The sequence below is a fragment of the Pedobacter sp. PACM 27299 genome (genome assembly GCF_001412655.1).
GTDB lineage: Bacteria > Bacteroidota > Bacteroidia > Sphingobacteriales > Sphingobacteriaceae > Pedobacter.
On record NZ_CP012996.1, the window covers coordinates 1,712,131 to 1,738,457 of the forward strand.

A 26,327-nucleotide genomic window follows, 5' to 3' on the forward strand; every position below is an offset into this window, starting at 1 on the left:
AACATGAAGAAACTGTATGTATGCTTAGGAGCCCTGTCCATTTCGATAAATGCCATTGCACAGCAGCCTTTAAAATTATGGTATGACCACCCAGCTAAAGTTTGGGAGGAAGCCCTGCCACTCGGAAACGGGAAGACAGGTGCTATGGTGTATGGTCGTGTAAATCGGGAAAGAATCCCTTTAAATGATAATACATTGTGGTCTGGCTATCCGGATCCCGGAAATAATCCGGCAGGGCCGAAAGTATTGCCAGAGGTACGTAAAGCAATAGAAGAAGGTAAATATGAGGAAGCCACGCAACTATGGCGCAAAATGCAGGGGCCTTATTCCGCCAGGTATCTTCCTTTAGGAGATTTGTATCTGCAGTTTAATCAAAAAGATAGTATTCCTACTCAATACAACAGAGCGCTGAGTCTGGACAATGCCATTGCTACCGTGAAATATTCATTGAATGGTGTGGACTATAAAAGAGAAGTTTTTACCAGTTTTCCTGGGAAGGTATTAATGATGCGTATTACGGCAAGTAAGCCGGGCTCCATCAGTTTCAATACCGGCTTGATCAGTAAACTGCGTTTTAAGACTGCGGCGACAGGTGATCAGGAGTTGATCTTGAAAGGGAAGGCGCCAAAGTTTGTCGCAAACAGGGATTACGAGCCGAAGCAGGTGGAATACGATGAGAAAGAAGGGATGACTTTTGAGATCCGCATGAGGATCAAAAATGAGGAGGGAACCTTAAAAGCAGCTGGAGATCAATTGGTCGTTCAAAATGCAAATGCGGTGACAATTTATTTAACGGAAGCCACCAGTTTTAACGGTTTTGATCAATCTCCGGGACTTGCTGGTAAAGATCCTGCGATAGCCAGTCTGGCCGCTATGAATGGGGTTTTTGGACAAAGCTATGCCGTATTGAAAGCACAGCATATTAAAGATTATCAGCAGCTTTTTAACCGCGTGAAATTTGAACTGAAAGGCAATGCACTTGCTGAAAAGCTAAGTACAGACGAACGTCTAAAACAATATGCAAGTACTAAAAATGACCAGGGCCTGCAGGCTTTATATTACCAGTTTGGACGTTATCTGATGATTGCCTGTTCCCGTCCAGGATCCCGTCCATCGAACCTTCAGGGGATTTGGAACGACCATGTGCAACCGCCATGGGGGAGTAATTACACCACCAATATCAATACGGAAATGAATTACTGGCTGGCAGAAAATGCCAACCTTTCGGAATGCCACCAGCCATTGTTCGACTTTATGAAGGAATTGGCAGTGAATGGGGCAAAAACCGCGAAAGTAAATTACAATATAGACAAAGGATGGGTAGCCCATCACAATTCTGACCTTTGGGCAAAAACATCTCCTCCGGGAGGTTACGACTGGGATCCTAAAGGGGCACCAAGATGGACGGCATGGCCGATGAGCGGCGCCTGGTTCAGTACACATTTGTTCGAACATTACCAGTTTACCGGCGACAAGGTGTTTTTAAGCAAAACTGCTTATCCTTTGATGAAGGGCGCTGCGGAGTTTATGCTGCAATGGCTGATCAAAGATGATCAGAGTGGTTACCTGGTGACCAGTCCATCTACTTCGCCAGAAAATACAGTTAAAATTCAAGGTAAAGAATACCAGCTTTCGAAAGCTTCAACTATGGATATGTCGATCCTCAGGGAGTTATTTACGGACATCATCCGTACTACTGAGGCCTTAAATATAGATGCGCCTTTCAGAAATGAATTGATCCATGCGCGTGAAAAGTTATATCCTTTCCATATCGGGCAATACGGTCAGGTGCAGGAATGGTTTCAGGATTGGGATGATCCAAAAGATCAGCACCGTCACATTTCTCATCTGTTCAGCCTGTTTCCTGGCAACCAGATTTCTGTTTTTGAAACACCTGACTTGGCCGCTGCAGCAAAACAAAGTCTGGTCTTTAGAGGTGATGTGAGCACAGGATGGTCTATGGCCTGGAAAATCAACTGGTGGGCAAGACTGCAGGATGGCAATCATGCCTACAAAATACTCGAAGATGCTTTTACTTATATCGATCCGACACTTACTAAAGCACAGATGAGTGGAGGAGGAACCTATCCGAACCTTTTTGATGCACATCCTCCTTTCCAGATTGATGGAAATTTTGGGGCAACTGCAGGGATTACTGAAATGCTATTGCAGAGTCAGGATGGGATGATCAGTTTATTGCCGGCATTGCCGGATGCCTGGTCTTCCGGCAGTATTCAGGGGATCAAAGCCAGAGGGAATTTTGTGATTGGGATGAACTGGAAAGATGGAAAGTTAAGCGAGGCAACGATCAGGTCTGAAAATGGAGGAAATTGCCGGTTAAGGACTTTACAGCCGGTGAGAATTGTAGCGGTAGATGCTGCTGGTACTCCTTTAAGTGGTGCTAAGACCTTAAATGTGAGGCCTGCAACCGGAGAAAATACGAACCTATTAACGAAAAAACCTTACGTACCTGCTCATAAGAATGTTTCAAAGGCAGTGTTGAAAAAATTAGCAATCACTGAGGGCTACGTTTTTGATTTTCAGACTGAAAAAAATAAGATTTACAAAGTATACACCCTATAAAACAGTTAAAGATTATGTTTAAAAGCATTTTGATTTGTACTGCATTTTTACTGAGTTGTCTTTGTTTAAATGCACAAACTATCGCCTGGGAATTGGTTGCTCCAGGTGTTTGGAAAGGGACGGTTGGCCGTCCTGAAAGTTATAATTTATTGACGGCTTCTGGCGTCAAACCTTATGCCGCCGGTTTGGCGCAAATGGGCTCAGCAGCATTCCCTATGGTGCAGCAGCAGGTAGTAGCCCAGTTAAAAGATGGTAAAACGTATTTAAGTTTCCCCCTGAAAAAGGAGGAGCAGCTGTTTGGTTTCGGTTTGAACTTTCAAACTGTTCATCAGCGAGGAAAGATTCTTGAGTTGCATGTGGATCATTTTGCTGGGAAAGATAATGGCCGGACGCATTCGCCAACCCCTTTTTATGTGTCTTCAGATGGTTATGGGGTTTTTGTAAATTCTGCCCGTTACCTGAAAGTTTATGCAGGAACCGGGGTTCGGAGAGACAGTGAAAATGCGCCTCCTGCCAAAGACCGGAATACCGATAAAAGCTGGGCTTCCCGCCCGTATTCCGATGCGGTAGAGTTTCTGGTGCCTGCAGAAGGTGTGGAGTTTTATGTATTTGCAGGCCCGACACCATTAAAAGCAGTGAGCCGGTACAATTTATTTAATGGCGGCGGTCCTTTACCTCCGCGCTGGGGATTGGGCTTTACACAGCGTGTGAAAACACTTTTTACCGCTGAAGAGGTAGAAAAGGAAGCCGATACTTTTGCCGAAAAAGGCTTCCCTTTAGATTTTATTGGCTTAGAGCCAGGCTGGCAAAGTAAATCTTATCCTTGTTCATTTGAATGGGATAAGGGCAGATTTCCTAATCCTGCTGGATTTGTGGGCGATATGCTCAAAAAAGGAATCAGATTGAATTTATGGACCAATCCTTACGTTTCACCGGAATCTCCGATTTATAAAGCAATCAAGCCTTTTACTGCAGACCATACCGTTTGGTTAGGTGCAATACCTGACCTGACGATGCCAGAGGCACAGCAACTGTTGTTTGGTCAGTTGAAAAAGGATCAGGTGGCTATTGGTGTCAGCGGTTATAAATTTGATGAAGTGGATGGTTACGACCATTATTTATGGCCGGATGTGACCACATTTCCCTCTGGGAAATCTGCAGAGCAAATGCGCCAGACTTATGGTTTGCTGACTCAGCGTTACAGCACCGACCTTTTCCGTGAGCGCAATCAGCGTACTTATGGCCTGGTTCGTGGTTCCAACGGTGGCGGAACTTCTTTTCCTTATGTGATTTATAATGATTATTACAACCATGAAGACTTTATCACCGCTTTAATCAATAGCAGTTTTGCCGGGGTGTTGTGGACGCCAGAAGTAAGGGCTTCTAAAACTGCTGAAGAATGGCTGCGTAGAATGCAGTCTGTCGTGTTCTCGCCAATGGCGATGATCAATGCCTGGTCTAGCGGTACAAAACCATGGTCTTACCCGGAAGTAGAAAAACAGGTAAAAGACATGGCAATTTTACGCATGCAAATGATGCCTTACTGGTATAGTGAGTTTGCGAAATATCATTTTCAAGGGATTCCCCCTTTCCGTGCAATGAACCTGGAACCTGGTTTTAACTCCAGAATTGATAAAGAAGTGAGAAATACGGATTTGGAAGAAAACCCTTATGTAGATGCGGTAGCTAAAGAAGTAAAAGATCAATACATGGCAGGGGAGTACTTATTGGTGGCTCCAATGTTTGCCGGAAAAACAACACGTACTGTGATCCTTCCGCGTGGAAAGTGGTTTGATTTCTATACTGGGGATTTCGTGGGTGATGGTACGGTCATTACCGTTACACCAGGATTAGACCGCATTCCCGTATATGTGAAAGATGGTGGGATTATTCCAATGGGCCCCGGTTTGATGCATGCCCCGAAACCTATGGATAAGATTAATCTGGAGATCAGGTATTATGGTTCGAAACCAGGTACGTATCAGTTGTACGATGATGATGGGGAGAGTTTTGATTATGAAAAAGGTGCTTATAGCTTCCGTGAGATTAAAATGGAACGTGGAAAAGATGGGAAATTGAAAAGTTCTATCAGCAGCGCTGTGAAAGGGAAACCGAATACACTGAATAAGATCAGTTTTAAAGCAATGACAAAGTAAAACACTGAATATGAATAAAGGAATCCTGAGGGTTTGTATGGGAGTTTTTCTACTGGTTGGCCTGCAAAGGCCAGCCATTGGAAAGGCATTGAATGAGGACGAAGCGAGGCCACAGGCTGATGAAGCGAAGCTGAAAGCTGACAATAGCAGGTTACAGCCTGAGGAAATGATAGTACGTACAGACGAAATCAGGAAGCAGGTAGAACTGACTTTAAAAAAGCAGGTGTTGGCTAAGGCAAAATGGGCGATGCAGCAAAAACCAGTCACTGTAACGGCAGCAAGGTCCACAAGAAGTGCTGGCGGTACACATGATTTCTTTTCCGAAGGAGATTACTGGTGGCCGGATCCTCAAAATCCGGATGGTCCTTATATACAAAGAGATGGGATGACTAATCCTGAAAACTTTGTGGCGCATCGTTTAGCGATGATCCGCTTTAGTGAAATTATCGGCGCATTGGCTTCGGCTTATCGCCTCACAGGAGAAGAAAAATATGCTAAACAGGCGATGCTGCATTTGAAAGCCTGGTTTATCAATGAAGGTACGCTCATGAATCCTCACCTGAAATTCGCGCAGGCGATAAAAGGTCGATTTACTGGTCGTGGGATCGGCATTATCGACACCATTCAGTTGATGGAAGTTGCGCAGGGGGTAATGGTCATGTCTGCTGATTTGGATAAAACGCTACTGCAAGGGGTAAAGGGCTGGTTTTCTGAGTATCTGGAATGGCTGATGACGCATCCTTATGGTAAAGATGAGATGAAAGCAGAGAATAACCATGGTACTTGTTTTACGATGCAGGTGGCTTCTTTTGCTAAACTTACTGGAAATGGGGAGCTGATGAAGTTTTGCAGCGATCGCTATAAAACTGTGCTGCTTCCTAATCAGATGGCTGCAGACGGCAGTTTTCCAAGAGAATTGTCGCGCACAAAACCTTACGGTTATTCGGTTTTTAACCTGGATGCCATGACTACACTTTGCCAGATTCTTTCAACGCCTCAGGATAACCTCTGGACTTTTGAAACCGCAGATGGCAGGTCTATCAAAAAAGGAGTAGCGTATTTCTATCCTTTTGTAAAAGATAAAAGTAAGTGGCCTTTAAAACCGGATGTCATGTATTGGGAATACTGGCCGGTAGCCCAGCCTTTCCTAATATTTGCGGCAGATGCTTTTCAGCAGGAAGAATGGCTGAAAACCTGGCAGCAGCTGGATCATCAACCAAAAGTGGAAGAGGTGATTCGCAATCTGCCAGTTAGAAATCCGCTGATCTGGCTGTAATGTGTATCAGAAATTAACAGGGCCTGCGACTTTATTGCAAGGGAGCAGCAGGAAGTTTTAGCGCTGATTTTAATGACTAAGAGGTGGGTTTAATGATAAAGAGGTGTTTTTACTGATAAATGAAATGATGTTAAATGAGAATGAATTGTAAGTCGGCTTTTTTATTATTGTCCTTATCGTTGAGCGCGGGTTATAGCTATAGCCAGGTGGCCGGTGATGAAGATAAAGACATGTTTAACCAGGCGAAAGCGCGTGATGAGCGGGCAATTGAAGCCGCTAAAAATGGCTGGTGGACGGCTTCAATGAAAAATCATGAGGAGCGGATTCAATGGTGGAGGGATGCGAAGTTTGGCATGTTCATCCATTGGGGGCTCTATTCTATTCCTGAGGGAGAATGGAAAGGGAAAATTGTAGATGGTTATGCAGAACATTTGATGCGTAAAGAAAAGATCAGCAGGGCTGCTTATCTGGATCTTGCTCATCAATTCAATCCTTTGAAATTTAACGCAGAGGAATGGATTATGGATGCGAAAAAGGCCGGCATGAATTATTTCATAGTTACCGCGAAACACCATGATGGTTTTGCCATGTTTGATTCTAAAGTTTCGGATTTTGATGTGATAGATCAGACGCCCTTTAAGCGGGATCCGATGGCAGAATTGGCTGCTGCAGCTAAGAAACATGGCATGAAGTTCGGCTTTTACTACTCTCATGCTTTTGATTGGGAAGATCCTAATGCCCCTGGCAACGATTGGGAGTATAAAAATCCAGGAGGTGATCAATTGATCGGTGGTGCAAACTGGTTTGACAACCATCCGGAATGGTTGCCTAAAGCACAGAAATATGTAAATGAGAAGGCAATTCCTCAGATTAAGGAATTGATCAATACCTATCATCCAGATATTTTATGGTTTGATACGCCACATAAATTACCATTTTCCGAAAACCTGAGGATATTGCAGGCGATTCGGGAAACTGATCCTAATATTGTAGTAAATGGCCGTTTGGCGAGAAGTGCTACTGGAAATTTTGGTGATTATCTAAATACAGGAGATCGTCCGGCAGAATTTCGTACTGTAGCCGGAGATTGGGAGGCGATTCCTACCACAAATGAATCTTACGGTTATTCAAAACATGACCACAGTCATAAGCCGGCTAGTTTTTTTATTCGCCTGCTGGCAAATGCAAGCTCACGCGGCGGTAATTTATTGATGAATATTGGCCCTAAAGGCGATGGAAGTTTCGACCAGAAAGACCAGCGCATTTTAGATAGTATCGGCCCCTGGCTACATAAAAACTCGGTTTCGATTTTTGGAACCCAGCGTTCTGGCTTGCCAATCCCGGCATGGGGGGTAAGCACACAAAAAGACAGGCAGGTTTATTTGCACGTTTTTGAATGGCCAAAAGATGGGAAATTATTGCTGGCAGGATTAAAAACGGATGTTAAACTGGCTTATCTATTGAATGATCCGGCAAAAAAGAAATTAGGAGTAAAGCGTTTAAGTCCGGTAGATCTGAGTATTTCTGTCCCTGAACAAAGTCCGGATGCTGTGGACGCGGTAGTGGTATTGGAACTGAACGCGCCTTTAGCAGTAGACACACTGCGACTGCTGGCAGATAAAGATTTGACGAACAGGCTGCTTTCTTTTGATGCTGCATTGCATGGAAAAGGTTTTGGCTTTGGGGATGGAAAGACCAACCGCTATTTCGTAGATGGCTTAAAAGAGAAAGGACAGTATTTCTCCTGGGATGTTAAAACCCTGGCCCCTGCAAGGTATAAGGTGTTGGTGAAATATCTTGGAGGAGTAGATCCGAAAGGGACTTATCGCATTCAGCTGGGTGCTATGAATCAAGAAATGCCTGCCTTTGTGCAGAAATCAGGTGTAGTAACCCAGGAAATAGGACAGGTATCTCTGAGTAAAGGACAGTGTCAGTTAAAACTTAGTGCAGAAAATGCACACGGGATGGAGCTGATGAAACTCCTGGAAGTCCAGTTAATTCCTATAGCGCTTTAGTGTCCTGTAACTCTTTAATAGTTGGTTTTTTAAAATAAGTAATTACCCATATAATATTTAGAATAATGAAAAGATACCTCTTTACTGTACTAGCCCTTTCTTTGCTGCATACCAGTACTTTTGCCCAGAAACCGAACGTTAAAAAGGCGTTTAAGCTGGCTGCTAAACAAACAGAGTTCATGTTGAAGGAGGTGGAACAGGCAAAGCTGCATTCCAAGAATCCAGCATTAGTTTCGCCAAGGACTATCGAAGATGGAAAGCTGAAATTGGTGGCTTCAAGAGACTGGACGAGTGGCTTTTTTCCTGGTGTGCTTTGGTTTTTATATGAATACAACCATCAGCAGCCCTGGATGAAAGAAGCCAGGAAGTTTTCTGCAGCTATTGAAAAGGAAAAGCTGAATGGCACTACGCATGATATGGGCTTTAAAGTGTATTGCAGTATTGGTACGGGCTATCGCATTACGAAAGATGCCCATTACAAAGAAGTGATTCTGGAGTCGGCAAAAAAACTGGCCACTCGCTTTAACCCTAAAACAGGGGTGATTTTATCCTGGGATCATAGCCGGGATAAATGGGTGAATCCAGTGATTATCGACAATATGATGAACCTGGAGCTGTTGTTTGAAGCGACTAGATTAAGTGGTGATTCTTCTTTTTATAAGATTGCGCTGAGCCATGCCAATGTAACCATGAAAAATCATTTCCGACCGGATTACAGCTCATATCATGTGATTGATTATGATCCTCAAACTGGTGCGGTATTGAAAAAACAAACCCATCAGGGCTATAGCCATGAATCTGCATGGTCCAGGGGACAGGGATGGGCATTATACGGATATGCCATGTGTTATAGATTCACTAAAAATCCTGTTTATTTGAAACAAGCAGAAAATATCGCCGCATATATCCTGAATCATCCAAATATGCCAAAAGACCTGGTTCCTTACTGGGATTTTAATGCGCCAAATATTCCTAATGAACCAAGAGACGTATCCGCCGCTGCGGTGATCGCTTCAGCATTATATGAACTGAGTAATTATAGTCAGCAAAAGACACTTTATATAGAAAAAGCGAATGTGATGATGAACAGTATGGCCAATAAATATACAGCTCCGCTGGGTACTAATAAAGGCTTTATCCTGATCAGCAGCACCGGCTCTAAACCTTCAAACTCTGAGGTGGATGTGCCGCTTTCTTATGCAGACTACTACTATTTGGAAGCTTTATTAAGGGCAGATCAGTTGAAGTAAGCGCTTGTTGGCCTCAGCGGTTTTCGCTTTGGCTATAAGGTCCGCATATGAAATGCCGGATATTTTTATTCCATAACTGGACAATAACAAGAATCAATTAAACATTAACCATATATAAACTTTATGAAAAAGAATCAATTAATGATTGCTGCATTGATGAGTGGGGGTTTGTTATTGTCCAGTTGTGAAAAGGAAGGATCAGCAGAGGCGGTTCTTAGTCCGAATCCAAAAACTAAAGATGTGGTGACGACGACTGATGATCCTGTTGCTGCTTCGGTACTGTTTAACGGTGATGCGAGTAATGGCGCCGATAATCTCTGGAAAGCCATCAATATTGAGGGAACGGGGGCATTATCTACGGTGACAGATGAAACGGGTGTATTGACCTGGAAATTTTTGAAACCACTGGGGAGCCACCGCACCGAGGTACGTGGGGCCAAGAATTTTCAGTCAGCCGAAGGTGATGAGATTTATATTGGATTTACCAGTAAATTGCTCATCCCTTCTAATCTAAAAACGGAGGCAATTTTCCAATGGAAATCTTATCCAACCGATGGCTCCCTGCAAAATCATCCTTTGATGCTGAGAACAAAATCAGGGAAATTGGAATTGCAGCATTTTGACGATAACCATGTGGCTACAGTGCCATGGTCGATTAATTTGCCGGTGAGTACCTGGATGAGTTTTGTGATTCGTATGAAAGTTTCCCGTAATCCAGCTATCGGATTTGTTGAATTCTGGTATAACGGAGTGAAACAAACATTGTCGAATGGCACACAGCGACTGATGTGCAGGACGCTTGATGTGCAGGATTGTGATCCTAAATGGGGCGTATATGGTGGAGATGAAGCGGCGGTAACGCATTATGTGAAAAAGATCAGAATCGGGACTACTTATGCCGATGTCGCGCAATAATTGAGGTTTTTACGGATGTTAGGCCGAAAGCAATGGACGTTTGGTGAATTGGAATAAAGGCTGGGCTGGAATAACGCGAAGGGCTGGAAAAAGGACATCCAATAGAATGATGGCCTATAGCATGGAAGGGGAGCACTCAGGGTAATATTGCTGAAACATCAGCCAATTACAGAGTGTTCCCCTTGCTAAATATGCAGTACATTAGGACACCTAACCAATATAACCATGATGCGTAAAATATCATTATCACTAATCATAACACTATCTTTTTTTATTCAGTTTGCCCATGGCCAGCGCGCGCTTACCAAAGATGAGCGGATGGCCTGGTGGCGTGAAGCCAAGTTTGGCATGTTCATCCATTGGGGTGTTTATGCGCAGTTTGCTGGCGTATATAAAGGACATGAACAGCTTCGCGGTGGCGCAGAATGGATCATGAACCGCTCTAAGATTCCAGTTGCAGAATATCAGGAAATGGCTAAAAGCTTCAATCCGACGAAGTATGATGCTGATGCATGGGTGAAAATGGCCAAGGATGCGGGAATGAAATACCTGATCATTACGGCGAAACACCACGATGGTTTCGCTTTATTCAACTCTAAAGCCAGTAAATGGGACATCACCGATGCCACTCCTTATGGTAAAGATCTGTTGAAACCTTTGGCAGAAGCCTGTAAGAAATATGGACTGAAACTAGGTTTTTATTATTCTCAGGCACAGGATTGGAATAATCCCGGTGGATCAGCTGCACGAAAAGAAATGAGAGAAGGCTGGGCGAACCCGGATTCAACAAAGATTGACGCTTATACGCTGGCCAATAAAGGACATTGGGATCCTGCGCAGCAGACCAAAACTTTCGACCAGTATATCGATGAGGTAGCTGTCCCACAAGTAAAAGAATTGATGACCAATTACGGTGATATCGCCGTGCTTTGGTGGGATACGCCAACAAATATGACGGATGAAGCCGCTTTAAAACTTCAAAATGCGCTAAAAACACAGCCTCAAATCATTACCAATGATCGTTTAAAAAGACCTAATTTCCCTGGGGACACTAAAACTCCAGAGCAAAAAATCCCTAATCAGGCAGAACTGGATGGGATGGACTGGGAAACCTGCATGACCATGAATGGTACCTGGGGATTCCGTACGGCTGATCATAAATGGAAATCAAGTGAAACATTGATCCGTAATTTAGTAGATATCGCTTCTAAAGGTGGAAACTACCTGCTGAATGTGGGTCCGAAACCAGATGGTACTTTTCCAGAAGAAAGTGTACAAAGGCTGAGCGATATTGGAAAATGGATGAAGGTAAATAGTGAAGCGATTTATGGCACAAAAGCCAGCCCTCTAGCCCCATTGGATTGGGGACGCTGCACAAGAAAAGAAACTAAAAAAGGAACTGTCCTTTATTTATCTGTGTTCAACTGGCCTAAAGATGGCGTTCTGGTTGTTCCGGGCTTGAAAAATAAGGTGTTATCGGCATCGCTTTTAGCGAAAAAGAGCAAGCTGAGCACGCAAAGAAAAGGAGATGATCTGTTGATTACAGTACCTCAGAATGCTCCTGATGCAGTGGCATCCGTGATCCGTCTGGAGCTGGAAGGTACTGTTGAGCACCATGTCACTAATCAGCCTAAAAAAGAAATGAAAACTGGTGCATTAGATTAATCAAATGAAAACGATACTTTTTACTGTGGTGCTGCTATGGATTGCTGCTATTGGGCAGGCAAAAGATTACCGAATTCGCTCTGCTAAGGAATTGGAAGCCTTGGTTTTAGTGCCTGGAGATCGGGTGATACTGGAAGCAGGTGAATGGAAAGATCAGAAAATTGTATTTAAAGGCAATGGGAGCAAATCGCGTCCCATTGTTTTATTGGCTGCAAATCCAGGTAAAACGGTTTTGACCGGGAGTTCCTCACTGGAGATCGATGGAACCTGGCTGCTGGTAGATGGATTGTCTTTTAGCAATGGTTTTTTACAGGCTGGGGATGTGATTAATTTTTCTGAAAGCTCCTCTTTTTGCAGGTTAACAAATACCGCGGTGGTCGATTATAACCATCCGGATGAAAAAGTAGATTACAGATGGGTTTCTTTAAGAGGAGCCCATAATCGGGTAGACCATTGTTTTTTTAAAGGGAAACGCCATCAAGGGGTGACGCTGGTAGTCTGGCTTTCAGAGAAACCAAATTACCACCAGATCGATCATAATTATTTTGGGTCACGTCCGGAATTGGGAAGAAATGGCGGCGAAACCATTAGAATAGGAACCAGTACCTGGTCTTTTCATGATTCGTTTACGATAGTAGAAGAAAATATTTTTGAACACTGTAATGGGGAGTTAGAAGCTGTTTCTAATAAATCATGCCGGAATATCATTAGAAATAACCTGTTTTATGAGTGCAAGGCTACGCTGACCTTAAGGCATGGGAACCATTCGGAAGTTTCAGGAAATTTCTTTATTGGCAACGGTAAACCTGGAACCGGTGGGGTTCGCATCATTGGGGAAGATCATTTGGTGCATGACAATTACTTTCAGGATTTAACAGGAACGAGCGTGAGTGCGGCGATTTCTGTGATGGCAGGGCTACCAAATCCGATATTAACAAGCCATTGGCAAGTGAAAAATGCCCTGATCAAGGATAACCTGATTCTCAATTGCAAAGAACCTTTTGCGATAGCTGCGGGCTATAATCCTGGTCGGTATTTACCCGCTTTAAACACAGTTTTTGTAGAGAATATCATTGTGGCAGATCAATCTCCATTAAAATGGTACGATGAAAAGGTGCAGGTTGATTTTAAGGATAACCAGATCTTGAGTCCATCTTATTCAGGAACTCCTGAAAAAGGTTTTACATTGAAAAATGAAGTCCTTAAAAAGATGAATAATGGTTTGTACTTAAAACCAGGGCAGTCGCCATTTGAGCCCTTTTGGGAAAATAGGAAGATCGGACCGGATTGGGCTAAGTTGAATACTTCTTTTCCGGTACTGTAATCCCGATTTCTTATATTTCGAGTCATAAATTGATTCCTATTATTTTTTCTTTAAATATATTTCCTTCAATGAAGCGATCAATTCTTGTTTTTCCTTTACTATGCATGGTTATCGTTGGAAAAGCACAGCAAATATCCCCCTTATGGCTTGATTTTGTAAAGGCTAAACAGCAGGGGACCATAGCTATACTTCCAGATTTTTCTTATGCCGGTTACCATTGGTCGGAAAAAGAGCTTCCTTCATTGGCAGGGAAAAAGGTGTTTAAAGTAGATGATTATGGTGCAGTACCCAATGATGACCTGTTTGATGATGCTGCTATTCAAAAAGCCGTGGATGCCGCGGAGGCCAATCCGGGTGGAGGAATTGTGTTCTTCTCTCCGGGAAAGTACCTGATCGCCCCTGATGGGGATGCTAAAAAGCAGATCCGGATTTCTAAATCTGGGATCATTTTGAAGGGTTCTGGAAGCGGAGCAGGAGGTACTGAGATTTATCAGGCTAACATGCGGATTCATGGGCGTCAGTTTTTGTTTCAGTCTGGAGCAAGTAATGGTAAAAAATTGAGTAGTATCACTGCAGATGCAGGAAGGGAAACTTTTGCAGTACAGGTACAGGATGCCTCGAAATTAAAGTTGGGTCAGGATGTAGTGATCCGACACAAAACGGAAGAATTTACCAGATTGTATTTTGCTCCACTGGATTTAAAACCACAATGGTCGAGATTGTTCGGTGATAAAGGAGGAATGCAAATTTATGAGATCCATACGATCGTAAAAATCAGCGGAAATCAGGTCGTTTTTAAGAACCCAATTCACCTGGATATCAAGCTGGTGAAGAGTGGCAGCTGGGACATAGAAAGTTATCATTCTATTTCGGAATGTGGCATCGAAGACCTGAGATTCTCCAGCAACTGGAAGAATTATCCGGAAGAATTTATCCACCATAAAAATGACATCCATGATTATGCCTATGAAGCTGTCGGGATGGAATATGTGAAGGACAGCTGGATCAGGAATTGTGAGTTCCATGACCTCAATGAAGGTATTTTTATCCGATCAGGTTATCGGATGACCATAGAAAATACCCATTTTAGGGGAAAGAAAGGCCATGCTTCTGTACATGCACGTACGGGATATGGTGTATTGGTAAAGAATTGTACCTTCAACGGAGCGCAGCATCATGGTGCCGGAACCGGTTACAGTGCCGTAGGAACGGTGATTACCAATTGCAGTTTGGGGATTGATCAGAACTTTGATATTCACTCCGGACAACCGTATGCGACGCTCTATGACCATGTAGAGGGCGGTGTATTTTATAATTTAGGCGGTCCTGAACCAGGATATCCGCACCATGGTAAGGAATTGGTGCTTTGGAACTTTAATCATAGATCTGCAAAAGATCAGCATTATGATTTTTGGGACAGCAGCAGAAGAAGGAATTATACGATTGCTTTGCCGATCCTGGTTGGCTTTACTTCCGATAAAGCAGTTACTTTTGCCCATACCGGGATCAATGAATCACAAGGTAAACCCGTACTCCCGGTTTCTTTATTTGAGGCGCAGCTTCAGTGGAGACTAAAAGTGATTGACTTGTCTAAAGCTAAATAGAAAAATGAGAAGAATATTTAAAGTGCTGTTGATATTGTTGGTTTTTATCACTGCTGAGGAAGGGTATGCACAGTCAAAAACACGGATTGTTTGTGTGGGCAATAGCATCACTTTTGGTTCTGGATTAAAAGACAGGGCCAGGGAATCTTATCCTGCACAGCTGCAAACGTTGCTTGGCCCTGATTTTGAAGTTATGAACCTTGGTGTCAGCGGGGCTACGATGCTAAAAAAGGGAAACAAACCTTATTGGAAAACGAAGGAATATCAGCAGGTATTGTCGAGCGCTCCGAACCTGGTTTTTATCAAATTGGGAACGAATGATAGTAAACAAATCAACCGTGCGGAGATGGTTTCTTTTGTCGCGGATTATAAAGATATGGTACATAGTTTTCAGGGATTGGCATCTAAACCGAAGGTGGTTTTACTATTGCCCTTAAAAGCTTTTTCTGAAACGCAGTTTGGCATTTCGAGTGCTTATTTAAAGGATAGTCTGATTCCTATGGTACAAAAAGTGGCTTATGAAGAACGCCTGGAATTACTGGATCTTTATTCTTTATTTGGAGATAAAGAGTCTTTACTGGCAGATAAAGTCCATCCGAATGCTGTAGGCGATGGCTTTATTGCGGAACGCTTAAAGGCTTATGTACTGCAAAAAAATAAACCAGGAAAAGACCTTTCCACTAAGATCAAAGTGCCTTTGAAAAGAAGGTCTTTTTACGGTTATGAGGAACTGGACTTTTCATTTAAAGGGCGTGATGCCCGGATCGTGAGTCCGAAGCAAGTGGCGAAAGGCATGCCATGGGTATGGAGAGCGCGGTTCTTTGGGCATGAGCCGCAAGCAGATATCGCTTTGCTGGAACGTGGTTTCCATATCGTGTATTGCGATGTGGCAGAGTTGTTCGGGAATCAGGAGGCTATTGGCATCTGGAATGACTTTTACCGTTCGCTTCAAAAGATGGGCTTTGCAAAGAAGGCGGTGATGGAAGGGATGAGTAGAGGTGGCGTGTATGTCTATAACTGGGCAGCGGTCAATCCGGATAAAGTGGCTTGTGTGTATGCGGATAACCCGGTGCTGGATTTAAAAAGCTGGCCGGGTGGCAAAGGCACAGGACCAGGCAGTAAGGACAGTTGGGCGATTTTTTTAAAGGATTACGGCTATGCAAATGATGCGGAAGCCGAGGCTTTTAAAGGTAGTCCAATAGATAAAATAGGTGCGATTGTAAAAGGAAAGTATCCGATGTTACATGTTTGCGGGGATATGGATGAGGTGGTGCCGATGACCGAGAACAGCCTTCCCTTTGCGGAGAAGATTAAAGCTGCGGGTGGTGAGATTCAGCTGATCCATAAGCCTGAAGGCAAACATCATCCGCATAGTCTGCCCAATCCGCAACCTATTGTTGATTTTATTCTGAAAGCTACCGGATATTGATTCCGGCTGCTTTAGCTTGTGCGAGGAATAAAGATGCTGGCTGCAGGTTTTTTTGATTCTGACCTTCCCATTCTCCATCAGGTTTTCCTGGTAAACGTCCGGCTACCTTTTTTCCTTTAATACCTATCGCATAGTTTTTACCGGATGCCCATGGATTTTGGACGGCTGCGGATGCTACGGTACAGTTCCAAATCACCTGTGTCACACCCGCCCAGCCATGACCACTGCCCCAGTTTCCACGGTCTTGTACATTAATTTGTCCATCCGTATCGATATTGTCGTATAGCGTTCCGCTTGCCCATCGGTGGTGCGGTCCAATATCGGCATGGGTATTTCTGGATTTACAGTTGTAGAACACGTTAGGACCTGCTGTTTTGGCTCCGGTTACGTAATCATGGCGACCTTCTGTAGTTTCCAGGTTCATGAAGAGATTTTGCTGTCCGTTGTTGTTGAAAGAATATCTTCTGCCACCAGTAATCACTGATTTTGCATCCAGACATTTGGAGTCTTTAACCGTGATGTTTTTTGCACCAGTATTCAGACTAACAGCAGCATAAATGAAAAAACGGGCGGTGATGCCACTTACCCAGCCATTTTCGATATGGTCAAAGTTAATGGCAATGTTCCCATGATCTTCATCAATATCACTCGCATATTCAGATTCAAAAAGTATGTCTTCTACACCAACTTCCTGTAAGCGGCCTTGGTAGCTGTATTTGTAAATTGCTCCGGTGCTGTATTTCTGGTCGATCGCCATCACCACTGGATTGTCAATAAAGACCGTATTCCCAACAATTTTTGTGATTTCTCTTTCATAACTCAGGTTATAATCTTCGGCAGTCCATTGTTTGGTGCCATCTCTGGCTACTATTTGATCCATTTGTATATCCTTGATCCAATTGCTGCTTCCTGGCCTGAAAAGAATGATCTTATCTCCGGTTTTGAAGGCTTTAGCATCCGTTACGTTGAAAGATTTTGCTCCGGTAGGGACATAAGCATTGGTTATATTTACTCTGCTGCCAGGAATTTCTGTGGTTTTTCCGGTACCACTGATTTCCAGTAGGGAGCGGGAACCTTTTCCGGTTGCAATGAGTTTAGTCCCATTGGCTGTATTTCCTGCTCCTTTCAGCACAATGCCGTCGGCTTTGAGGTGTATGGTGCCCGAAATAGGATAAGTTCCTTTAGTTAAGAGAATGGTTCCTCTATGGCCATTTTTATCTGCAGGTTGTTTTGAAAGTTCATCGATTGCTTGCTGAATCATGTTTCCCGCATCGCCTGTGCCGGGATGGAGAGTTTTAACTATTTTAAGTTTAGGGATGGGTTTTAGGCCATGGTGGTAACCGACCAGGCTAAAATCCGGAATTGTATTTCCTTGTTCGTCGGGATGGTAAGTGATGGCTCCGTTTTTACTAATGTTGAGGTACTTCGATTCCCAGGGATTTTTTTTGGTATGGTGGCTATGTCCTGTGATGGCAGGGTCATGCTCCTTGATAAAGGAAAAAAGAAAGGTGCTGGTCAGAACGGCCAGCACACTCCATGTAAATTTGTGTTTCATTTTATGGTCGGTATTGGTTTATGACCATGCAATAGCGTTATAATATTCTAAATTTTAATCGCCCATTTTGGCAGGTTAGTCAAGATATTTGGCAATTCCTCCATAATTTTGACGATTTTAAACTTTCATTCTTTGAATGCGGACGGCGTTTAGAATGGCAAGCAGGGCCACACCTACATCTGCAATTACCGCTTCCCAAAGGTTGGCGACGCCACCTGCACCAAGAATCAATACAATTACTTTTACGCCCATGGCAAGGATAATGTTCTGCCAAACGATATTTCTGGTGAGCTTACCAATCTTAATGGCCGCGACTATTTTGGAAGGCTGATCGTTTTGGATCACAATATCGGCGGTTTCAATGGTCGCATCACTGCCCAGTCCACCCATTGCAATTCCTGCATCTGCCAATGCCACTACTGGTGCATCATTTACGCCGTCTCCAACAAATGCCAGCGTTCTTCCTGTTGATTTAAGGTTTTCTACCTGTGTCACTTTGTTTTCAGGAAGCAGGTCGCCAAAGGCCTGATCGATGCCTAAAAATGCAGCTACTTTATCCACTACACTTTGTTTATCGCCACTGAGCATTACTGTTTTTATATTCAAAGCGTGCAGGTCTGCAATGGCTTGTTTTGCATCTGCTTTGACTTCGTCCGCAATGGTTACATAACCTGCAAATTTCTGGTCAATTGCCACTACCACCACTGAGTCTACGATCGCATCTATATCTTCAGGATAAGCAATGCTGAACTTTTTAAGGAGCTTAGCATTCCCAGCAAGGACTTCTTTGCCATCGATCAGGCCCTTTAAACCGTGTCCGGCGATTTCTTCTACATGGCCGATCTGGTCCTGATTCGGAGCAGCTCCTGCATATTCAGCAATTGCAGCTGCAATTGGGTGTGTAGATTTACTTTCGATCGCCGCGAGCAGCTGAATGAATCCTTTTTCTTCAATACCGGCTACTGTGCTCACTTTCTGCACCTGGAAAACACCTTTAGTCAGCGTGCCGGTTTTGTCCATCACCACGGTATCAATTTTAGTCATGATGTCCAGGAAGTTTGATCCTTTAAACAGGATTCCATTTCTCGAGGCCAGCCCGATTCCTCCAAAATAACCAAGTGGAATAGAGACCACTAAGGCACATGGGCAGCTGATCACTAAAAACACCAATCCACGATAAAACCATTCCTGGAACACGTAATTCGCTACAAAGAAATAGGGAAGGGTGATGAGTAGAACCGCCAGCAGGAATACAATTGGCGTATATACTTTAGCAAATCTGGAGATGAAAAGCTGGGTCTGTGATTTTCTGGCTGTGGCATCCTGCACCATTTCCAGAATTTTGCTGAGCTTACTGTCTTTGAACAGAGATTTCACCTGCACTTGTGCCAGCTGATTCAGATTGATCATTCCTGCCAGCACCTGATCTCCTTTATTCTTGGAGTCTGGTTTGCTTTCTCCGGTCAGGGCTGCAGTATTGAAGGTTGCTTTTTCGGAATATAATACGCCATCCAGGGCTACTTTTTCTCCAGGTTTTACTTGAATAATCTCTTCTATGGCTACTTCTGCCGGGGCAATCGTAGTCACTTTCCCGTCCCGGATCACATCTACAGTATCGGGTCTGATGTCTAAAAGGGCTTTAATGCTTCTTTTTGCTTTATTTACGGCACTATCCTGGAACCATTCGCCGATAGAATAGAAGACCATAACGGCCACACCTTCACTGTAAGAACCGATGGCAAATGCACCAATGGTCGCTACACTCATCAGAAAAAACTCATTGAAGAAATCTAATCTCATGGCTTTTCTGAAGGCGAGATCCAATACATTGTAGCCCGCCAAAAGATAAGCAGGAACAAAAATGATCAGTTGAGTAAGCTGGTTAAAGGTAATGTTAAACCCGTATTCCAGGGTTAGCATCACGATGACAACAGTCAGGGCGGTCAGCAGGGGCCAGTGACTGGTCCATGATTCGGGTTCTCCGGATCCATGGTTGTGTCCGTCATCTTCATCGTGGCTTTCTCCAGCATGCTGGTGTCCGTCATCGTGCTGATGCCCAGGTTTTGAATGGTCATGAAGGCCATTTTGGGAGTTTTTTTCCTGGTTTTTTATAGTTGTAGTTGCGGTTTCTGTATTGCAGCAATCTTTCATAATTATTTGCCTCGTCTTTAAAATTAATATACAAATTTACCAGCAATAATGATGCAATGCTATTGCAATGTTCATTGCAGCAAGAGGAAGATGGTACATCAGAAGGAAGATTTAAGGAGTATTCAGGTTCCTGAAAATACAGCATTTAGTGCTGGTTAATCCGGGTTGCAAAGGTCGCACACTCCTTTAATTACTAGATTCATTTCTTCAGCGCGGAATTTCTCAGGAAGTGTGATTTCCGGATTTTTAGTGTTTGGCAGACAGAAAGTCTCTTTACAGTTATTGCAGTAAAAATGTACATGGAGGTCATGATGGTGGTCGCCATCACATTCCTCCATGCACAAAGCATATTTTGTAGTTCCTGTTCCATCATCAATATGATGAACCAGTCCTTTTTCTTCAAAAGTTTTCAGGGTACGGTATAGGGTAATCCTGTCGGATGGCCCCATGCCTTTCTCCAGATCATTCAGACTAATGGCGGTATTTTGCTGCATCAAAAAGTCCAATACCAGCAATCGCATGGCAGTAGGGTTGATGTTTTTATTTTTAAGCCTTTGTTCGATGTCTTTTGTCATTTCCTGATCTTTATATTTTCACTGACTTGATTTTCTAAGGTTGGTACATTCGCATCCAGGATACAAAAATACCGTTTTTTAATGGGAGTGAGCAGTTGGTGCTGTAGATTTAGATTGAAGGTAGAATGCGCCTTTTACCACTAATTTCGTGTCTTTAGGGAGTTTTTGCAGTGGAGCAATACTGATGTATCCCAGTTCTGAAACTCCGGTTACTACTTCTATTTTCTTAAAATGAGTACCATGTTCATGTTCCGCTTCTTCTTCTTTAGTGTTTTCTTTTTTAGAAGTTTCAGGAGATTTAGCTGCCGCTGTTTTTTCATGTTCATCCGTTTTTACTTCTTCTTCCAGGATGAAAATATATTCTTTCCCTTCTGCCTTTACGACTGCATCAATGGGTACTGCTGTTGATTTTTCGGTGCCTACACTGATCAATCCAGTTACATACATTCCAGGAATCAGATTTGGCAGCGGTTTGGTGATCACAGCATGAACAATTACGCCTTTGGTATCGTCTTCAAATGATTTGTTGATCCCGATTAATACTCCTTCAATTTGTTGGTTGTCCTGATTGGTGAGTCTGAAACTCACTTTTTGTCCAACCTGTACTTTGAAAAGGTCTTTCTCATATACGAGTAAGTCGGCATGGATTTTTGAATTATCTACGATGTCCATTAGAGAAGTTCCTGGCTGTACGAAAGCACCGGTAGTCACCTGAATAGTTCCTATAGTTCCAGAAATAGGCGCTGTGACCGTGGTCTGTGCAGTGATATTTCCTGCAGAAACGCTTCTTGGAGAAATGCCCAGCTGCTGTAGCTGACGTTCCAGTGCTTTGATTTTTGAAAGTTCCGTATGGTAATTTGCTTCTGCCAGCTGGAAAGATTTCCCCGTTCCGGCATCTGCTGCTTTCAATTGCTGCTGACGTTTATATTCGGCATCTACGAAGGCAAATCCATTTTTCGACGACAGGTAATCCTGCTGCAGTTTAATCATTTCCTGATTTTCTACTACTGCCAGGGCTTGCCCTTTCTTTACCTGCTGTCCTTCGAGGACATTGATTTTACGAATGATCCCACCAGAAAGCAGGTTTACTTTAGCTTCATTTTGAGGTGGTACAGCCAGTTGGCCGCTTGCTTTTACTACAGCGGTCAGGTTTTTCTCCTGGATTGTGCCGATCTCTATGCCTACTGCTTTCATTTGCTGATCGCTCAGCTCAATTTCATCACTAACTGCGGCTTCTTCTTGTACTTCCGTCGCTTCTTTTTCTGTGTTTTTTTGGTTGGTACCGTTACAAGAGAGGAGCGTGCTGCTCAGCAGTAATGCGATCATTAGGGCAAACGGTAAGTTGTTTTTATATAAGTTCATCTGATTATTCTCCTTTGATAAATGCCAATTGAATGGTGGTTTGATTGAGCTGATTTAGTGTTTCCAGGTAGGTGATATTGCTTTGAATGGCCAGGGAAATGTTCTGTACATATTCCATGTAGCCGATTTCTCCCAGATCAAATGATACTTGTGCGATGCGCAGCTGCTCTTTTGACTGCTTTAAGCCCACTGAAGTGTAGTAATCCAGGATCTGTTTATTTTTCAGATACTCCTGAAATATTTGTTCATACTGAATTTCAAACTCACGAGCTGTATTCTGGTAATCAGTTTCGGCCATTTGAACGGCAATTTTCTCCGCTTTCACTTTTGCGCGGCCGGCACCATTAAATAGGGGAACGGCAATGCCAACCTGCATTCCTGCAATGCGGGTTCCTGGGGTATAACTCCGATCGATGTTTGCCGGATTGAAAGATTTGATCACCATTTGCTGACTATAACCAAGGCTGAAATCTGGCATCGCTTTAGACTTCTGCAATGCGATTTTCGCGTTGGCAATCGCTACCTGCTGCTCCTGATAACTGAGCATCGGATTTAAGATTTTTCCTGCTGAATCCAGTTTAAGGGCAGTTAGCAATGGTAAGTCGGTAGAAGCCAAAACAATCGGGGACCTGGTATTCAGCAATTGCTGGAGGTTAAGTTCCTGAATTTTCAACTCCGCTGCTGCGGCATTTTTTAAGGCCTGTACCTCCTGATACTTATTTCTGGCGGTCATCAGTTCCAGGTTAGAAGTTTCCCCAGATTTATGTCTGATTTCGGCCTTTTTGATGAAGTTCTGATAGATACTATCCTGGAAGTTCAACACTTTTAGTGTCTGGAGGTAGTACAGGTAGTTGTAATAAGCACTCTTTGTATCCTTTACAATCTCTGCACGGGAATAATTGAAAGCTTTTTCTGTGAGTGCAGTTTCCATCTTGAGCACTTTGTGCTGGTTTTTATACAATCCTGGCCAGGAGAAAGTCTGCGTAACATTAATGGAATTGTCGTTACCACCACCACTTGTAGGGTCTTGTGCTAAGGCGAATTCTGTTTTTGCAGGGTCGAAACCTGATTTTTGCAAGGCTTTTGACTGTGCTATGCCCAGTTTGGCAGATTTCAACTTTAAGTTGTTATTTACGGCCATTGCGATAATGCTGTCTAAACTGAGTGGTTTACTTTGAGCTGCAGCGGTATTGATGCTGCTAAAGCTGGTTAAACCAATTAGTCCAATAATGAACAAGCTTTTAACCATTGGATAGGAATTTGATTTTTCATTTTCTTCTCTTTTTCGGGAGAACAATAAATATAAACAAGGGAGTACAAAGAGGGTGAGCAGGGTAGCGGAAAGCAATCCGCCGATCACTACTGTGGCTAAAGGTTTTTGTACTTCTGCTCCTGCGCTGCCAGAAAGTGCCATTGGCAGAAAGCCTAATGAAGCTACAGCAGCAGTCATGATCACTGGTCGTAACCTTACTTTTGTCCCTTCAATTACACGTTGATAAATATCGGTCATGCCTTCTTCTTTCAATTGATTGAAATAGCCAATCAACACGATTCCATTCAGCACGGCCACACCAAAAAGTGCAATAAAACCTACACCGGCAGAAATACTGAAAGGCATATCTCTCAGGATTAAGGCGAAAACACCTCCAATAGCGGAAAGTGGGATGGCTGTAAAGATGAGTATAGTCTGACTAAAGGATTTGAAAGTCATGTATAGTAAGCCCATGATCAAAATCAGTGCGATTGGAACAGCGATAGATAACCTGTTTTTCGCTTTCGTCAGGTTTTCAAACTGCCCGCCATAAGTCAGGTAATATCCGGAAGGAAGCTTTAACTTTTCATTTAAGATGCTTTGAATTTCCGATACGGTACGTTCTACATCTCGGCCTTTTACATTAAAACCGACATATATTCTTCGTTTTCCATCTTCTCTGGATATTTGTGCCGGTGCGTTTTTTAAGGTAATACTGGCTACCTGATTCAGCGGTACTTTATTTCCTGAAGGCAGTGGAATGTATAGGTTTTCAATGCTTGAAATGTTTTCACGTAAGTCTCTTTGTAAGCGGACTACCATTTCAAACCTTTTTTCTCCTTCGAAGATGACACCTGCCGTATTCCCGGCAAAAGCGGTTTTCAGCAAAGTATTGACTTCAGCAATGCTAAGACCATATTGAGCAATTTTATCACGGTCGTACTCCACTACGATTTGTGGAAGTCCGGTCACCTGTTCTACAAAGGGCTCGTTAACGCCAGGAACGGGGGTAATGAGTTTGGCAATCTTATTGGCCTGCTGTGTGAGTACATCCAGGTCTTCTCCATAGATTTTTATGGCCACATCCTGTCTGACACCAGTCATCAGCTCATTGAAACGCATTTGCATCGGCTGTGTGATTTCTATGTTGACACCGGGCAGGATGGACAATGCGGCTTCCATTTTCTCCGACATTTCTTCTTTTGTTTTTGCGGAAGTCCATTGTTCTTTAGGTTTCATCGCCACCATCATATCACCTCGTTCTACTGGCATGGGATCTGTAGGGATTTCGGCGCTTCCGATACGGGTCACCACCTGTTTAACCTCTGGAAATTGCTCTTTCAGGATTTTCTCCGCTTTACCAAAAGTTTCTACGACTTGCGTTAAAGAGGTTCCCTGCGACATAGAGATTTCTACTGCGAGGTCACCTTCTTCTAATTGGGGAAGAAATTCTCCTCCCATATTATTGAATACCCATAGGGTGATCGCGAACATTAAAATTGCTGCGGCTACGGTGAGTTTCTTGAATTTCAATACTGCTTTTAATGCTGGTTGATAAATGCGCAGCATCGCATCCATGATTTTATCGGAGATGTTGCGTTTATGCTGGGTGTTCTTACTCAGGAAAAGCGCGGCCATCATGGGTACGTAGGTCATGGATAAAATGAAAGCACCTACAATAGCGAAGACGACGGTCTGCGCCATTGGTTTAAACATTTTACCTTCAATTCCAACCAATGTCAGCAAGGGCAGGTAAACGATTAGGATGATGATTTCGCCGAAAGCAGCACTATTTCTAATTTTTGAGGAGGCAGTATATACCTCTTCATCCATTTGCTGATTGGTTAATGGAATGCTGTCTGTACCTTGATTTCTGGTGCTAAGTCTGAAGATGATGGCTTCTACAATAATCACTGCGCCATCTACAATCAGCCCGAAATCTATTGCCCCAAGGCTCATTAAGTTCCCGGATACCCCAAAAAGACGCATCATGGAGAAAGCAAATAACATGGATAGTGGAATGACTGAGGCGACGATCAGGCCTGCTCTCCAGTTACCCAACAACAGTAGCAATACAAATATGACGATCAGTGCACCTTCAATCAGGTTTTTCTGTACGGTACTGATCGATCTGCCGACCAATTCAGTACGGTCAATGAAAGGTTCAATGACTACTCCTTCAGGCAATGATTTTTGGATCTGTTCAATGCGTCCTTTCACATTTTTGATCACCTCATTGAAGTTTTCACCTTTGAGCATGAGTGTGATTCCGGCTACTACTTCACCTTCGCCATCGCGGGTGACAGCACCATATCTGGTGGCAGATCCAAATTGTACGGTAGCCACATCACGGATGAGAATGGGTACACCACCCATATTTTTTACGACAATCTTTTCAATGTCTGCCAGGCTTTTTACCTGACCTACACCGCGGATGGTATAGGAATTACTTTGCTGTTCAATATAGGAACCACCAGTATTTTCGTTGTTGTTCTCTAATGCTTTATAAATATCTGCAATGGTAATATTGAGGGAATTAAGCTTATCATTGTCGAGGGCTATTTCATATTGTTTCACATAGCCACCCCAGCCACTCACCTCAGCAACGCCTTTAGTCCCTGCAAGCTGTGTTCTAACTACCCAGTCCTGTAAAGTTCTAAGATCTGTAGCATTGTATTTATTTTCATAGCCTTTTTTGGTATGCAATACATATTGATAAATCTCTCCTAATCCAGTGGTAATCGGGGCTAGAGTAGGTTCTGCCAAGCCTTTTGGAATATTTGATTCTGCCTCTTTCAGCTGGGCACTCACTTGTTGCCTTGCCCAGTAAATATCAGTATCGTCTTCAAAAACGATGGTAATCACTGAAATTCCTGACCTGGAGATGGAACGTTTTTCCAGTACTTCCGGGATATTGGCCATGGCCAGTTCGATGGGTGCTGTGATGAACTGTTCAACTTCCTGAGCACCTAAACTTGGTGCTTGGGTTATAATTTGTACCTGGTTGTTGGTGATGTCGGGTACCGCATCTATGGGCAATCTGGTTAATGAATAAATGCCCCAGATCACCAGGGAAAGCGTCATTAAACCAATGGCCAGTTTATTCTTTATGGAGAATAAAATAATCTTATCAAACATAAGGATTTGTATTATAGCTAAAAATAATCAATACGAGGATTCATCAAAAACTGATGAATGTTTCATCGCTGCCAAAC

General features: G+C 43.3%; 15 protein-coding genes. 10 read left to right on the plus strand and 5 right to left on the minus strand.

Annotation, left to right across the window (positions count from 1 at the left end):
- Positions 1-3 precede the first annotated feature (3 nt).
- From AQ505_RS07285 to AQ505_RS07330, 10 genes are all read left to right on the plus strand, one after another.
- A complete protein-coding gene (locus AQ505_RS07285) occupies positions 4-2,583 on the plus strand; it encodes a glycoside hydrolase family 95 protein (protein WP_062547569.1) in 2,580 nt (859 codons plus the stop codon).
- Between the two features lie 14 nt (positions 2,584-2,597).
- Positions 2,598-4,739: a glycoside hydrolase family 31 protein gene (locus AQ505_RS07290; protein WP_062547570.1), complete on the plus strand. Its 2,142-nt coding sequence runs from the start codon at positions 2,598-2,600 to the stop codon at positions 4,737-4,739.
- Between the two features lie 10 nt (positions 4,740-4,749).
- The gene (locus tag AQ505_RS07295; protein WP_335337994.1) at positions 4,750-6,015 is read left to right on the plus strand and encodes an alginate lyase family protein; all 1,266 of its coding nucleotides are present in this window, start codon (positions 4,750-4,752) and stop codon (positions 6,013-6,015) included.
- Between the two features lie 134 nt (positions 6,016-6,149).
- The gene (locus tag AQ505_RS07300) at positions 6,150-8,030 is read left to right on the plus strand and encodes an alpha-L-fucosidase (protein ID WP_231635038.1); all 1,881 of its coding nucleotides are present in this window, start codon (positions 6,150-6,152) and stop codon (positions 8,028-8,030) included.
- A 65-nt stretch (positions 8,031-8,095) separates the two neighbouring features.
- Positions 8,096-9,280, plus strand: coding sequence for a glycoside hydrolase family 88 protein (locus AQ505_RS07305; RefSeq protein WP_062547572.1), 1,185 nt, complete (start codon positions 8,096-8,098; stop codon positions 9,278-9,280).
- Between the two features lie 123 nt (positions 9,281-9,403).
- The gene (locus AQ505_RS07310) at positions 9,404-10,195 is read left to right on the plus strand and encodes a heparin lyase I family protein (protein ID WP_062547573.1); all 792 of its coding nucleotides are present in this window, start codon (positions 9,404-9,406) and stop codon (positions 10,193-10,195) included.
- Positions 10,196-10,420: 225 nt separating this feature from the next.
- Positions 10,421-11,860 (plus strand): alpha-L-fucosidase, encoded by a 1,440-nt coding sequence (locus AQ505_RS07315; RefSeq protein WP_197286322.1) that lies wholly within the window; start codon positions 10,421-10,423, stop codon positions 11,858-11,860.
- Positions 11,861-11,864: 4 nt separating this feature from the next.
- Positions 11,865-13,184 carry a polysaccharide lyase 6 family protein gene (locus AQ505_RS07320; protein WP_062547574.1) on the plus strand — a complete coding sequence of 440 codons (1,320 nt, stop codon included), beginning with the start codon at positions 11,865-11,867 and terminating at the stop codon, positions 13,182-13,184.
- Positions 13,185-13,252: 68 nt separating this feature from the next.
- Positions 13,253-14,788 (plus strand): DUF4955 domain-containing protein, encoded by a 1,536-nt coding sequence (locus tag AQ505_RS07325; RefSeq protein ID WP_062547575.1) that lies wholly within the window; start codon positions 13,253-13,255, stop codon positions 14,786-14,788.
- A 4-nt stretch (positions 14,789-14,792) separates the two neighbouring features.
- A complete protein-coding gene (locus AQ505_RS07330; protein ID WP_062547576.1) occupies positions 14,793-16,217 on the plus strand; it encodes a GDSL-type esterase/lipase family protein in 1,425 nt (474 codons plus the stop codon).
- On the opposite strand, the gene AQ505_RS07335 is transcribed toward AQ505_RS07330, so the two are convergent.
- The 5 genes from AQ505_RS07335 to AQ505_RS07355 form a co-directional block, all read right to left on the minus strand.
- A complete protein-coding gene (locus AQ505_RS07335; RefSeq protein WP_231635039.1) occupies positions 16,204-17,772 on the minus strand; it encodes a glycoside hydrolase family 55 protein in 1,569 nt (522 codons plus the stop codon). The genes AQ505_RS07330 and AQ505_RS07335 overlap by 14 nt on opposite strands.
- A 117-nt stretch (positions 17,773-17,889) precedes the next feature.
- The gene (locus AQ505_RS07340; protein WP_082461448.1) at positions 17,890-19,923 is read right to left on the minus strand and encodes a heavy metal translocating P-type ATPase; all 2,034 of its coding nucleotides are present in this window, start codon (positions 19,921-19,923) and stop codon (positions 17,890-17,892) included.
- Between the two features lie 155 nt (positions 19,924-20,078).
- Complete coding sequence (locus AQ505_RS07345; protein ID WP_062547577.1) at positions 20,079-20,498, minus strand: Fur family transcriptional regulator; 420 nt, start codon at positions 20,496-20,498, stop codon at positions 20,079-20,081.
- 78 nt (positions 20,499-20,576) lie between these two features.
- Entirely contained in the window at positions 20,577-21,860 is a 1,284-nt protein-coding gene (locus AQ505_RS07350) for an efflux RND transporter periplasmic adaptor subunit (RefSeq protein ID WP_062547578.1), read from the minus strand.
- A gap of 4 nt (positions 21,861-21,864) precedes the next feature.
- Complete coding sequence (locus AQ505_RS07355; RefSeq protein WP_062547579.1) at positions 21,865-26,250, minus strand: CusA/CzcA family heavy metal efflux RND transporter; 4,386 nt, start codon at positions 26,248-26,250, stop codon at positions 21,865-21,867.
- Between the last annotated feature and the right edge of the window lie 77 nt (positions 26,251-26,327).